4 protein-coding genes and 2 tRNA genes are annotated in these 14482 nt (G+C 55.2%); 2 read left to right on the top strand and 4 right to left on the bottom strand.

The annotated features are described in order from the left end of the window. The first annotated feature begins 211 nt into the window (after positions 1 to 211). Positions 212 to 2917, top strand: a complete 2706-nt coding sequence (locus EPN96_08095; protein ID TAL16738.1) for a bifunctional acyl-CoA synthetase/GNAT family N-acetyltransferase — start codon at positions 212 to 214, stop codon at positions 2915 to 2917. Positions 2918 to 2969: 52 nt separating this feature from the next. Here EPN96_08095 and EPN96_08090 read toward each other — a convergent pair. Continuing rightward, a tRNA-Ala gene (locus EPN96_08090) sits at positions 2970 to 3045 on the bottom strand. Positions 3046 to 3162: 117 nt separating this feature from the next. Here EPN96_08090 and EPN96_08085 point away from each other — a divergent pair. After that, a tRNA-Leu gene (locus EPN96_08085) sits at positions 3163 to 3249 on the top strand. Positions 3250 to 4008: 759 nt separating this feature from the next. Here EPN96_08085 and EPN96_08080 read toward each other — a convergent pair. The 3 genes from EPN96_08080 to EPN96_08070 all read right to left on the bottom strand — a co-directional run. Further along, positions 4009 to 12420 carry a hypothetical protein gene (locus EPN96_08080; protein ID TAL16737.1) on the bottom strand — a complete coding sequence of 2804 codons (8412 nt, stop codon included), beginning with the start codon at positions 12418 to 12420 and terminating at the stop codon, positions 4009 to 4011. A 403-nt stretch (positions 12421 to 12823) separates the two neighbouring features. Beyond that, a complete protein-coding gene (locus EPN96_08075; protein TAL16736.1) occupies positions 12824 to 13381 on the bottom strand; it encodes a hypothetical protein in 558 nt (185 codons plus the stop codon). Between the two features lie 12 nt (positions 13382 to 13393). Further along, the coding region (locus EPN96_08070; GenBank protein ID TAL16735.1) for a hypothetical protein at positions 13394 to 14482 on the bottom strand (1089 nt) is incomplete at its 5' end.

The following is a 14482-nucleotide window of genomic DNA, read 5'->3' as shown; positions in this document are numbered from 1 at the left end:
TCACTGGATTCCCGCCCTTCGCGGGACTGACGGCCGAAGAATGGTGCGTTACGCCGCTTCGCGGCTAACGGCACCCTACACAACTATCCCTGGATTCCGCCTTCGCGGGAATGACGAAACGATCCCCCTTCCCCCTTGTGCCTTACTCCGTTTAAAGTAACCTTACAAGGGTTACAATGCCCATTTGACCGCCGGAAATTCGGAGTGAAACTTGAACACTCTTCATCTGGAAAAACTCTTCGCGCCCGCTTCGGTCGCCCTTGTCGGCGCTTCGCCCCTCGAAGGCTCCATAGGCCGCACCATCCTGGACAACCTCCTCGGCGGCGGGTTCAAGGGCGAGGTTTACCTCGTAAACCCGAAGCACAAGGAGATTCTCGGGCTTCGCTCCCACCCCTCGCTTACCGCTATCGGCAAGAGCGTCGATCTGGCGGTGGTAGCGGTCCCCATCGCCGCCGTCCCGAAGATTATCGCGAAGGCGGGAGAGGCGGGGATAAAGGCGGTCATCGCGGTGAGCGCGGGCGGCAAGGAGACCGGCGAGGAGGGGGCGCGGCTTGAGCGGGAGATGCTTGAGGCTGCCCGCCGCCACTCGGTGAGGATTCTCGGGCCGAACTGCCTCGGCATAATCGTCCCCTCCATCGGGCTGAACGCCACCTTTGCCTCCAACATGTGCAAGACGGGCAGGGTCGCCATAATCAGCCAGTCGGGCGCGGTCCTGACCATCATGCTCGACCGCTCGCTTTCGGCCAACATCGGCTTTAGCCACTTCGTCTCCATCGGCTCTATGGCCGACATCGATTTCGGCGACGTGCTCGACTATCTCGGCACGAGGCCGGAGGTGGAATCGATACTTCTCTATATAGAAGCCCTCACCAACATAAAAAAATTCATGAGCGCGGCGCGGTCGGTCTCGAAGACAAAGCCCATAATCGTAGTCAAGTCGGGCAGAAGCCCCGCCGGGGCGCAGGCCGCCGCCAGCCACACCGGCTCGCTTGTCGGGGACGACGAGGTCTACGACGCCGCCTTCGAGAGGGCGGGCATAGTCCGGGTCAAGACTCTCGGGGGTCTCTTCGACTGCGCCGAAGCCCTCGCGAAGCAGGGGCGCGGAAAGGGAGACCGCCTCGCCGTCCTCACCAACGCGGGCGGGCCGGGTGTGATGTGCGTGGACGCGATGAGCGAGTGGTCGCTCCAGCCCGCGACCCTCGAAAAGGAGACGATCGAGGCTCTGGACAAGGTCCTCCCGGCGGCGTGGTCCAGCCACAACCCCGTGGACATCCTGGGCGACGCCACCCCGGAGCGCTACCGCGACGCGGCGCGCATCCTCCTCGGTGCGCCGGAGGTTGACGGCCTCATAATAATGCTCACCCCGCAGGCGATGACCCACCCCACGCAGGTCGCCGAGCAGTTGACGCGGGTTATCGACGAGATGTCGCCGGTGATTAGCGCCCACGACACCCCCGTCTGCGCCGTCTGGATGGGCGGGCGAGGCGTCGAGGGCGGGATAAAGGTCTTCAACGAGAGGGGAATCCCCGTCTTCGAGACCCCGGAGAGGGCCGTAGCGGCGCTCTTTCACATGTTCACGTACACCCGCAATCAGGAGCTTTTGCAGGAGACCCCGCCCAACCTCCCCAAGAACCTCGGCGTGGACCGGAACCGGGCGAGGGCCGTCATAGACTCCGCCCTCGAACGCGGCTGGAACACCCTCACCGAGCCGGAGGCCAAAGCCCTCCTCTCAGCCTACGGGATACCGGTCAACCCCACCGAGATAGCCCTCTCGGAGGAGGAGGCCGCCGAGCGCGCCGGCGAGATCGGCTACCCGGTCGCCCTCAAGGTCCACTCCCCCGCGATAACCCACAAGAGCGACGCCGGGGGAATAAAACTCTCGCTGGGAAGCGCGCAAGAGGTGAAAAACGGCTACCGGGATGTCGTGAAAAGCGCGAAGAGGTACAACCCCGCCGCCGAAATTCTCGGAGTCACCCTCCAGCCGATGGTGAAGAGGGTCGAACACGAGATAATCCTCGGCATCAAGACCGACCCCGCCTTCGGCCCCGTGATTCTCTTCGGAATGGGCGGAATCTTCACCGAGATTTACCGCGACAAGTCCATCGGCTTTCCCCCGATGAACCTCCTCCTCGCCCGGCGGATGATCGAAAAGACAAGAATCTTCACCCTGCTCGGCGGCTATCGCGGGAAACCCCCGGCGAACCTTCCGCTGCTGGAGGAAATCATCGTCCGCCTCGCCTACCTCGCGGCGGACTTCCCCGAGATACGCGAGCTGGACATAAACCCCCTAGTCCTCGTTGGAGAAAACCTGCTGGCGGTGGACGCGCGGGTGATAGTCGAAAAGACCCCGGTGAAAAGCCCCGATCACCTCGTCATCCTCCCCTACCCCAACCAGTACGAATCCTTCTGGGTCACCAACTCCGGCATAGCCGTGATAATCCGCCCCATCCGCCCCGAAGACGAGCCCGCCGTTAAGGAGATGCTCGACACCCTCTCCGCCGAAAACCTCTACTTCCGTTTCTTCCAGCAGATAAAGGAGCTCGGTCACGCCCGCCTCGCGGGCTTCTGCCAGGTAGACTACGACCGGGAGATAGCCCTCGTCGCCGTCGAAGAGCCGCCGGGCAAGGAGCGGATACTCGGCATGTGCCACCTCAAGATGCACCCAGGCCGCGAGTACGCCGAGCTCGCCGTCGTAATCGGCGAGCGGTGGCAAAAACAGGGTCTCGGGAGGAAACTCGTCAGCGCCGGTATAGCGATAGCGAAAGAAAAAGGCGTAGGCAAGATAACCGGCGCCATCCTCCCCGGCAACGAAGGCATGCTCCACCTCGCCAAAAAGCTCGGCTTTGAAGTCGTCGAGGACATGGGAGAAGGGGTCTGGAGGATAGAGAGGGAGCTAGGAGATGGTAGGGAGAATTGACCGGGCAACAAAAAAGGACTTAAGCTAAAACGCCTAAGTCCTTGATTTTATTTGGTGGAGCTGAGGGGGATCGAACCCCTGACCTCTTGAATGCCATTCAAGCGCTCTCCCAGCTGAGCTACAGCCCCGTAAAGGAGGCGCATTTATAACAGAGCCCAAAAAGACTGTCAACAGCCTTTTATCCTTGGCGAAACCCTATCCTTGACACCCGGAACCTTCGCCAATATACTTCGGGACGCGAAAATGCCGGAGTGGTGGAATTGGTAGACGCGCCGGACTCAAAATCCGGTGCTGGCGACAGCGTGCGAGTTCGATTCTCGCCTCCGGCACCACGACATAGAACCGCCCCAAAAAGGGGCGGTTTTTTGTTGTCCGGAGGCGGGCTGAGAACTCGCGCCGAGAGCGTTCGGCTCGTCCGAACGCTACCAGACATTCTCGAAGAGAATTTTAAAATTGCGAAGCAATAGAAAATTCGATTCTCGCCTCCGGCACCATTGATGATCAAGGGGCTTCCCGAAACGGGAGGCCCCTTTCGTTTTGCCCAAAATCCCTCCAGCGGTCCGCTGGCGGTCCGCACGTTCGCTCCATGGCCGCCCTGCCCTTCGCGAACTCATCGGAAAGATGGGAAGGGGGGGTCTGTAGCGCGGCGTTTGCTTTTGGACCGTTCGGCATTTGCTTTTGGACTTGTAGCCTCTTTTTAGGTCGCGTTTTCACCACCTTTTAAAGAGCCCGCCTTGCAGTTTTTAAATATCGAATGCTTCTTCGTTCCCGTATCTTGTTCCCGGCTCGCTTAAGGTTTTTCAGAAAAAAAGATGGTCCTTTCTCCAAAATGGCGTCCAATCGCCGCTTCCATTTCGAGTACCGAGCCGTAATCGCTGTTTTTTTGACCTCGGCGTTCTTCATGCCGCTATTATGGTTTGTAACCCTCCCGTAAAATAGCCCCGCCTAAAAGTAGAGTTCTCCGGCATAATCCGGCAGCGGAAGGAGCACTTTTTCGTAAAGAAATCGAAATTCACGTCCGAACCATGGGACACCGGCATAACCTACGTCCGTACCAGGGGGGGGCATACTCCTGCGAAACGCCACCTATATTATTCGTGTATTATCACGCTGCCGCCACCCAGTGGTAAGGCCGAGTCCATATGATATGGTACCACGTGAACGCCGTCAGGATACCGCAATTCAAGCCGGAAGGTGTCGCTCACAGTCCCTCCGTCTTGGACGACAAGCTTGCAGCTTATTCCGCCAATCGTCTCAATGAGGTTGTCATTTTCGCTATCGTAGGTTGAGATGTCGCAAAATCCTTCCGCAATAGCCTGAATCGACCCATCCGGAAGTGGTGCGAAGAACCCGGCCGAAAGCAAGGCCGTGTTCTCTACCGAAGTTTTAGTCCTCAGCTCATTGTCCTTCGTCATGTATACCATTTTTCCGTAGGGGTGCCCGGTTTCGTCGAATCTGACCTTAAAGGCGAAATGGTTGTATCCCCCGCTGGCCTGGTCAACAACGAAACCTGCGCCCGTAAAGTACTTTCCCGCGGGATCGTAAACGGTTAAGGGAATATCTACAACATCCGCTCTCGCGTAACTATCGTCGGCGAGTTGAAGCCTTGCCAGATAGTTTGCCTCCTCGGAACCGACGACGGACAAGGGAAAACTTACTGAAGCCACACCTATGCCCAAGTGAATTGCGCTGTTTTCAACCTGAACTTGGCCAGAAGAATAGAGAGGTTCGTCAACCCCTGGGATCTGGGTGAGGCTGTAGATGTCGAATTTCGCAAAGACCGGGTTTTCTGGGTTGTCGTAATCGATTAAGTCCCCGTCGGGCTCATTTTCATCCTGGTATACGGTTGCTTTTAGTTGAACGGAGGAATCGCTGACCATCGCGATTTGCTGGCCGGAGTACTCCAAGGACACCTCTTCGGGGGCAAGATCGAACGGCACATTTATGGATGCGGGATCGAATATCCCTGCAGGGTCGCTAAAAGAGACCGTGAGATCGTAATTACCCGATGGGATCAATCCGTCGTTCATAAGGAGGACGTTGCTGGCTTGGCCGGAATCTCCGGTGCTCCCAGCGTCGAAGGAGTACAATTCGCCTCCTCCGCTTAAAATCCTGAAGACGACTTTGCCGTAATTTCCAAGAGGGGAGGGCGTACGGCTTCCTGTCACGTCGTAAACCGTCGCTCCGAAAACGGCTTCGTCGGACCACTGAGCGGAAGTTTCCCAGCTGTACGCTATTTGGGCCTCGCGTCTTGCAATTTCCGCTATCGCGATCTTGTCCGAAACGTTGTCCAAGTTGTCGGAGCCGCTAAGCAGTATTTCGTAGGCGCCTATCGAAAAGGAGCGGGCCAACTCGGGGCCTGAGGCGAGAATTTCACCGTTGAGCCGCCACGACAGGGGTCCGGAGACGCCGCTCCCCTCGCCGTCGTCTTGCGCGGCCGTTAAAGTCACCGCGGCCATTCCGTCCATCTGCGCGTAAACCTTGACGTAGAACGGAGCGTCGATTACCGGGCCGGTGTCGTCTACCGTAACGTAAACGGAGTTGGGAGTCTCAACGTTTCCGGCCGAATCCACCGACCGGTATTCGACAAGGTGCTCGCCTTCGCCGCTAACGTTGAACGGCGAGCAGTAAACCACCCACATTCCCAGATCGATTCTGTATTCGGTGAGAACTACGGCGCTCAGCGAGTCTTGTGCGCGCAACTGAAGCCCGGTGTGAGAGGTTACGAAAAGCTTTAAGGCCTGGTATTTAGGGGAACCGATTTCGATCGAGGTGACAGGCGGTGTTTCATCCATCCACTTCAATGGGTCGATCGGAAAAACGTCCACGCCATCATTATAGCCGTCCCCGTCCGTATCGGTATTAAGGGGGTCGGTCCCCATGACAATCTCGGTGAGGTCGGTAATGCCATCGCCGTCATCATCAAGGTCGGCGTTGCTACCTATTCCGTCACGATCGGTATCGATCCATTCAGTAGTATCAAGCGCAAAGCTGTCAACGCTGTCGATGTAACCGTCGCTGTCGGTATCGGAGAGGGCCGCAGAGGTTTCCCCCGGGTCCACTCGGCCGTCTTTGTTCGCATCTTCCATGCCATCCAAAATCCCGTCGCCATCGGTATCCGGATTGTTCGGATCGGTGACTGTAGAGGGATCCGCATCGGCCACGAAAAATGAAAGGTCCGTATCATGCGTTTCAGGTGCTACGAGCCCTCTTTCAACGCCATCTGAAACGCCGTCTCCGTCGCTGTCCCACGCATTGGGATTGGTTTCACCGAGTTGGGGTTCATATAAGCCGTTGGCGTTCAGGTCCTCGCAGGCGATGTTGCCATCCATAAGCCCGTCGCCGTCGGTATCTGCGCTGCGTGGATTTGTTTCGCCGAGGGCGGGCTCAAAAATTCCATTGAGATTGGCGTCCTCCACTCCGTCTGCCAACCCGTCGCCATCGGTATCTGGATTGAGAGGGGCTGTTTCTCCTATATCAAACCTTCCGCTATGGTTAGTGTCCTCTATGCCGTCCGACAGCCCGTCGCCGTCGGTATCGGGATTTTGCGGATCGGTTTTTGTCAGCGGGTCATAATCTGGCTGAAAAACAGCAGCCGAGGTCGCCGAATGTCTCGGGATATTGAGGCCAATTTCCAGTCCGTCAGAAAGACCGTCGCCATCGGTGTCGAACAACGCCGGGTCGGTCTCATTCGAGCCGACCGCGCCGTCGCCGTCGGCGTCTTCGACGGCATCGGCCAAACCGTCGTTATCCATGTCGGAGTCAAAGGAGTAATAACCGCTGTCATCGGGTCCGACGTAGCGGACAAAAACATCCTGCATTGCGTTTGTATCGGAGGGAACCAGATTTGTGGAAGTGGAGGTAAACACCACGTGTTTTCCCGACCCGCTGATCCGGGGATAGCTCGCTCCCCAATCGGCGGCAGCGCCGTCCAAGCCGATTGAGACAAGTTCGGTCGTCCCCTTCCACCGGTCCCTGACGTAAATTTGAAGGTTGCCGTTAACGGGTCCGCCAAAATTTGTGGCGTTGGACAGAAAGACCACGTAGCGGCCATCCTCGCTTATGTCGCCTACAGTGGAAAATGTGTCGCCGGCCTCTCCGCTGTTGTTCACGCTAACAATTTCGGAGCGCGCGAACAAACGGTCGTAAACATAGACATCGGCAGTGTTATTGTTATCCTGTGGCACAAGGGGGTCATTAGAAAGCACGGCTACATAGCGGCCGAGGCTGCTCAACCGCACGGAGGAAGACTGAATATTCCTGTGAACATTGCCGTTTATGTCCCTTGGATAATTTTCCGACTGGGCTGTAGCGGTGTTGAAGAGAACGCCATAGTCAAAATACCAAAGAGGGGTTGACGCTGCGTACTGGCCGTCAGGACTCAGGCCGACATTGGTCGCAAGTCTCGCAAACAGGTTCACCGGCTTGTTTAATTCCCAACTGTAGGCACAATTTACATTGCTTGGAAGCCTGAATGCGAATGCAATTGTATTGCCGCCTTCGCCTATGGTTAAGCTGGAAAACGGCCCGTTCCAAGCGGAATTAGTCCGGTGCGAAAGGCCACGGGTCAGCCTGTCGCGTACAAAAATGGAAGTATAATTATAAGGCGTCGAAGGAGGAGAATACGAGCCTGCAAACCTTGTAGTAGTTGAATAAAAAGCGACGTAGCGCCCGTCAGGACTTATGGCCCCCTCACCCCACCCTGATGGCGTCCCCTGTGCATCATCGCCGACAGAATCGATTTCTCCGCTGAGAGTGTCATAAGCAAAAACACCTTCAAGGTAATTAAAACCATCGAAACGAATGTTATGTACCAAAGCGTAACGCCCGTCCCTGGATATATTTCCATTCCCTGTGTTATACGGCAATTGCCGTCCGTCGGCGTCAAGACTTATTCTGAATGTGGAAGGCGATGACTGAGCGGGGTCTAGCGGATCCGTGCCGCTGAGGATCTCGGATGCGTCCGTTGACCAGTCACGGTCCGTATCCCTGTCGTTCGGGTCGGTAAGGTAGACGGAAACCTCGTCGCTATCGGTCAACCCATCGTCGTCCGAATCCACGTCTTTCGGGTCCGTTCCACCGGCTACTTCACCTCCGTCGTTTATTCCGTCACCGTCGGTATCCGCGACCAGCGGGTTCAGCCCCGCAGCCAGTTCACTACCGTCGCCGAGACCATCGCCGTCGGTATCCCATGTATTCGGGTCAGTGCCGGTAACGGTGCGTTCCCTCCAGTCGAGGATCGAGTCTCCATCGGAATCCCTGAAAGTATACGCCGCCGTCCGCACAGGCTCTTTATTTCCCGCAAAATCCACAGCATAAAAACTTAAAGTCGTATTATCCTGAAACCTGGTGGGCAAAAATTTCGATTCAATCCAACCGCTGCTGCCACCATCGGTGGAATAAAAAACCGCGGGCGAGGGGTCCTTGTCGTCCACTGCTGTTATAGAAACTGAGATCGGATCATCGTAAACACCCTGCGCCAAAGTCGGATAGGAAATAGGCGGTACCAAATCTCCGCCGGCAGGCCAAAGAGCTCCGTCTTCCACCTTCTCCGGTTCCGGGATATACTCCCCCTGCCCGTTCCCGAGTTGTCCGTAGTTGTTTACCCCCCAACCCCATAGAGAAACCGCTCCTTGGCCGTCATCCTTTAGCGCAAGGATGTTGCCGTCTCCGCCTGCGAGGGTTTTCCACCCTTCCGCGCCCTGAAGCTGCATCATTGGAAAACTGTTGCTGACGTTCAAAACACCTAATTCGTGGTGTTGTTCATTGTATCCCGACCCCCAAAGCGTGCCGTCGGCCTTGATAGCAAGAAACGCTTGATTGCAGGCGAAGGCCGAAATCCAGTCAGTATCGCTCCCGAACTGCACCGGCGAGGGAGAATTCGAGTCTCCCCAACCCCACAGGGTCCCGCTGGTTTTTACGCCGATTACGCGGTCGGTATTAACCGAAAGAGACTGCCAGTCTGAGGCGCCGCCGATCTGCACGGGCAGATAACGGGTCTGGATGGTTCCGTCCCCGAGGTAAGTGCCGTACCAGTTGTAGCCCCAGCCCCAAAGAGTGTTGTCGGAGGCGATGGCGTAGGAGTGCTGGCCGTACGCATATACGGCCCTCCAGGTTTTATCGGCTCCGACCTGCACCGGGGCAGACCGCATGGTTGACGAGCCGTCGCCGAGTTGGCCGTAGTAGTTGACTCCCCAGGCCCAAAGCGTGCCGTCGGATTTTAGCGCCAGTGTATGGGCGACGCCGCTGGCGGTATCGACCCAATCGCTGTCCGCGCCTATGCGCACGGGAAGAAGCTGATCCTGCGTTGAGTCTGGAACAAGCTGCGAATTGCCATTTCCCCCCCAGCTCCATAACTGGCCGTCTTCCGTGACGGCAGACATTCGGTCTCCGCCTACGCTCACCTTTTTCCATGACAGACCCGCACCGGCCTGCACCGGCGAATAACGCTTGGCTTTGTCGCCAACGCCCAACTGCCCGGAGTAATTGTCGCCCCATGTCCACAGAGATTTATCGCTTCTGATTCCGGCTGAACTGCGGTACTGGGTCGAAATAGCCTCCCAGTCATTAAAACCGGTACTTTGTTTAGGGGTGAAAACGGTTGTATCGCGATAGGTAAGGCCTCCTGCCCACAGCGTTCCATCGGTTCTTGTCAGCGTATTGAGATATCCCGACGAGCCGTAAAGCCATCCTGCCGTATCTCCGGCGCGCGTTGGTACTCCCAGATAATCAGTGAGATTTCCAGTCCCTACAGACCACCAGGGATAGATGGTTCCCCAAACCCACAGGGTTCCGTCCCGCTTTACCGCAAGCGAACCTATCCCGGCCTCCGCCCATCGCCAGTCGGTGTCCGTACCGACCCGCGTGGGTGTTTTTTTATTGACCGTTGTTCCGTCACCAAGCTGTTTAAGCAAATTAAGGCCCCACGCCCACAGACTTCCGTCACGTTTGAGGGCCAGGGTATGCCACTGTTGTGAAGTAGAAACCGCAGTCCAGTCATTATCTGTCCCAACTTTTGCGGGGCCATAATAACCAGAGCCATCTCCGAGTCCTAGTTGGCCGCACCCATAGGTATCGTAACCCCAGGCCCATAACGAACCATCACTTTTAAGGGCAAAATTTGCCTTATCGCCAACTTCTATATCAACCCAGTCATTATCCGTTCCTATTTTTACAGGGAAATACCTTGTGATGTTCGTGCCGTCGCCCAGTTGCCTGTTCCTGTTATCGCCCCAGGCCCACAGTGTGCCGTCGCTCTTCAAAGCCACGGCATGAAATGAGCCCGATGAAATGTCTGTCCAGTCGTTTTCAGTGCCGATTTTTTTGACCGCATAGCTGTTATATATGGTGCCGTCGGCCAATTGGCCGTAGTAATTATGGCCCCAACCCCACAACGTACCATCGGTTTTAATAGCGATAACAAAGCTGTCACCCGCCGACACGGTTTTCCAGTCGGTATCGGTGCCGATCTGCCGCGTAGCGCGCGGGTCAAAGTAATAATAGTTGTTAATGCGCAGATACGGGTCTCTTCCGGCGCACCACAGAGTCCCGTCGGAGCGGACAAAGTAGATTGATCTTTGCATACCTACAGATACCTGGGGCCTAGCCTTCCATTCGGCTACCGGGATTGAAAGAGGGTCCGTCGGCGAAGAACCGAAAGCGGTTTCCTGTTCGTCGGAATAGCCGTCGCCGTCGCTGTCGGCTGAATTGGGATTCATTCCCGCGAGGAACTCCGCCAGATCGGTAATTCCGTCTCCGTCAAAGTCCGAAGTCGCATTGGCGGTGGTCAGATCGCCGAAGTGATCGAGTTCCCACTGGTCGTCGATGCCGTCGTCGTCCTTGTCCTTCGCGGAGTTAACGGTGATTACAACGTTTCGCGACGCCTCAAGCGCGCCGTCGCTGGCTTTGAAAGTCAATTGATACGTTCCCGCCTGCCCCTCGGCCGGAATCCAGCGAAAGCGCATCTGCCGCAGGCCTCCGGCATCGCCCAAATCCTCCAGAATCGCCCCGGCGGGCCTTGAAGCCAGAGAAATAACCGGCGTTGTACCGTCGGGATCCGAAGCCTCGACAAGAAAAGCCACCTCTTCGCCCTCTGCAACCGTTTTATCCGCTATGAACTGAAGCACCGGCGGTTGGGGGACCTGCGGGGGAACGTCGAAAACCACCGTATACACCCCGGTGGAATCGACATCGAAAAGATTGAAAAAATAATCCCACCTTTCGGCTTCCTTATCCCAGGTTTGTGAAAGCCAGACATTCTGCGGCTTGATGTGTTTGCCGTCTGAACGGATGACCTCCTTGACGATTTTCTGGCCCCCGGACGGATCAACCTTCTTCACATATACGGGTGTCTGGGACGACTCATGGGAAATCGAGTAACGGCCTCCGGAAACCAATAGAAATTCCGCGGTCGAGGACATATCCGAGACTGCGGTAAAGTCATCCCCTTCCGATTCGTACAGGCGATAAACAGGTAAACTCGCGCCGCCGTCATTCGCCAGAAAATCCCTTATCGAATCGCGTCCGGGCAGGTCTGCGAGCACATCGGCAACCAGCGTATGAGTAGCTGCGGAGGTAATCAAAGAAGTCAGCTTGCCGCCCAACTCGTCCGAATGGCTGAGCGTCGCCGTAAATTCTGAAAATGTGCCTGAAAGGGTCGAAGTCATGATCCAGCGTGCAACGCCCATGCCGGACGGGGGGATATCGCCGAAATCTACCAGAAGGCCGGGAATAGCCGGAAGGCCGTTGACCTCGCTTCCCTCGATGGCGAATCCCACCAGCAGGCCCTGTTCATTTTCAATTATCTTTGGCTGCCCCGAATCGACCTTTACGGCTTTTGCGAATCCAAAGCCGGCGTTTTTCACGCGAAGTCCGAGGCTGAAGGGGATGGCGGGCTCAACCGGCTGAGTAAAAGGGTCGTCGGCGTAAACCTGTCCGGGAAGGAAATAATCGAGTTTCAGCTCCGGCATCGGTTTGACGTAAATCGTATCGGGAAGAACCTCGGTGGTCTGCACCTCGCCGCCGAGAGTGTAGGAGAGCGTCGCGCCCACATTATAGGGCGTCCCCTGGGGAATCGCCCCCGCCGCTCCCGGAGCGGGAATGATCAGCCAGTGGATGTCGGCCGAGGTAGAGGGCGCAACGGTACCGGTGCCGTCTACCGAAGAGATGTTTTCGGTTGAATCCACCCGGATATAGAACCTGGCCTCTGCCTCGGGAGAGCCGGGAGCTGGGTTTGGATTGCCGGTAGCGAGGACGGGGTTGCCGTCGGCGTCGTAAAACCTGACGACAATGCCCAGGTTTTCCAGCGGCAGGGTCGCAAGGCCGTTATTGATGCGCATATGCGCGTCAAACCCCTGCCTTTCAAGCGTAAGCTCCTGACGTATCTCGATCTTAACCGTCGCGCAAAGCGAATCGGCCGGAAGGGCTGCGCCCGGCGCGGCGAAAACGCCCAAAAGCAAAGCGGAAAGACCGAAAAACGACCTGAACAACCCCCATCTAATCATCGCAAACCCTTTCCTACCGGTAGACACTGAAAAGGTAAAAAGCAATTCTGAATACCAGAAACCAATTTTCAAAAACTCAATAACGGCTACACGGTTGATACAACTTCGACCCAAAGAAAAATCCGTCGTATAATTATAAAAATCAACAACCACATCATTTGTTTAAAACGGGACAAGCCCATCCTGCGCAATTGCACTTGTTGGCGGTCGCCCGCCGGGGAATTAGAGATAACCGTTATTAAGTTGTCAAAGAGCGTGTTGGATTTAAATAGCAAAATCAATTTGTCGTATTGTCGGATTTTCACGTTGTTCAATCCGACCTACCCGGCTCAATCCGACCTACCCGGCTTATTGATGGTGGGCCGTGCCCACCCTACACGGCTGCCCCCTAGGCTTTACTTGGTTAAGGTCGAGTAAATTTAATACCTTTCAAAACTTTTTTAAATTCCTGCGAACCTATTTCTGTTATTTCCGTACCAATAACGTACAGGTCTTTACTTGGTACAGTGATAAATTTGTAAATGTACCTTCTTCCATTTTCATCTATATGTATGTATGTCACGACAAATGCACGCTGATTATCAATTTCATAATATTCAGAATTTTCAAATTTCAAGATTATATCAGCATAATTACTCACCTTACCCTTGCTGGCTAATTCATCAAATTCAATGTGCTTCTTCCTAATTATTAAGTTGCCGCAGCCACTCTTGCTTCTATTGCCATATAATGATGCCGCCATAACAAGAACAGAACTGTCATTAATGTCCCAAACAAACCACCTACCTGGTAGCTCAATTTTTAAATCCTTGTATTCAACAGTATTCCCCTCTAATAAGTGCCACTTAATGGCAAAATACCATCCGGGAATATCTATTAGCAATATTCCTAAGATAAGTGGAATACAAAGAGCCAAAAGCGCATAAGATATTTTTTTACTCACATTTTTTACAGAAAGCATTCTTAACCGCCTCTACACATCTGTTAATCGTTCCATAATATCAGAGGAAATGTGATCTATTGGGTCAAACGAAACTGGGCCAGTTCCTGAAGTCCCAGGAACGTCTCCAATTGTTTTCAAACCTTGTTCAGCAAGCTCGCGAATTTTATCGTGATCTTTCTTTAAATCTGGCGGCTTATTATCATTATATTCCTTTTCTTTTCTTTCCATTTCCTTGTTTGCTTTTTCAAAAAAATCCGATATCGAATCTGCCATAAGACAAGCAGTTAATGCAACAGCCGCCGCCCCACAAACTTGTGCTACTAATCTTCCATCTGGATCGTAATGCCTTATAGGCTTTCCCTTTGCGTAGTGATATAGATTTAATGCATATATCGGATCCTCACTTACATACCTCCCCGTCTCGGGATCATAATACCGGTGGTAGTTGTAATGGAGTCCGGTTTCGGCGTCTTCGTACTGGCCGGGGAAGCGGAGGTTGTTGACGACGACGCTTCCGGCGTCCACTGACGTTTCGCCGAAGGCTTCGGCGCTTGCGCTCCACACTATCCTTCCGTTTTCGTCGGTGAGGGCTTTGGGTGTGCCGAGGTTGTCGTTTTGGTACCAGTAGTAGCGCCAGATTCCGTCGGCTTCATCGGTCGCCAGGTATAGCGGATTCGTGGTCCACAAACTCCCCGGCAGGTAGCCGTAGCTCTTCTGTATTGTCCCCGTCGAGTCGTATTCCGCCACCAGTCCTTCGTCGGAGTAGGCGAAGTAGGTTTTTATGCCGTTTACGCTCTTCCAGAGCCTTCTGCCGAAGGGGTCGTAGCCGTAAAGCGCCGCTTCCTGCCCGTCTTTCTTTACTTCAACAAGCCGGTTTTCCATGTCGTAGACGTAGCTCCAGATTCCGGAGGGAGTTGTCTTCGTGATGGTGTTGCCGTTCAGGTCGTAGTCGTAAGTGGCGCCCTCGTTGGTTATCAGCTCGTTGTTTGCGTTGTAGGTCCAGAGCCCTTCGGTTTCGAGGCTGGTCAGCCGATTGCCGAGAAGGTCGTAGGTGTAGCCTTCGGCCCCTTCCGGGCCGGTTGCCGTCGCAAGGCGGTAAAGGTCGTCGTAACCGTAGGT

Source organism: bacterium, assembly GCA_004322275.1.
In the GTDB taxonomy this organism is placed as follows: Bacteria; Desulfobacterota; Deferrisomatia; order Deferrisomatales; family BM512; genus SCTA01.
This window is presented reverse-complemented; position numbering and strand designations above follow the sequence as displayed.

Excerpts from the sequence above, each read along its gene's own strand:
- EPN96_08075 (TAL16736.1), bottom strand. The coding sequence starts at position 13,381 with ATGCTTTCTGTAAAAAATGTGAGTAAAAAAATATCTTATGCGCTTTTG.
- EPN96_08080 (TAL16737.1), bottom strand. The coding sequence starts at position 12,420 with ATGATTAGATGGGGGTTGTTCAGGTCGTTTTTCGGTCTTTCCGCTTTG.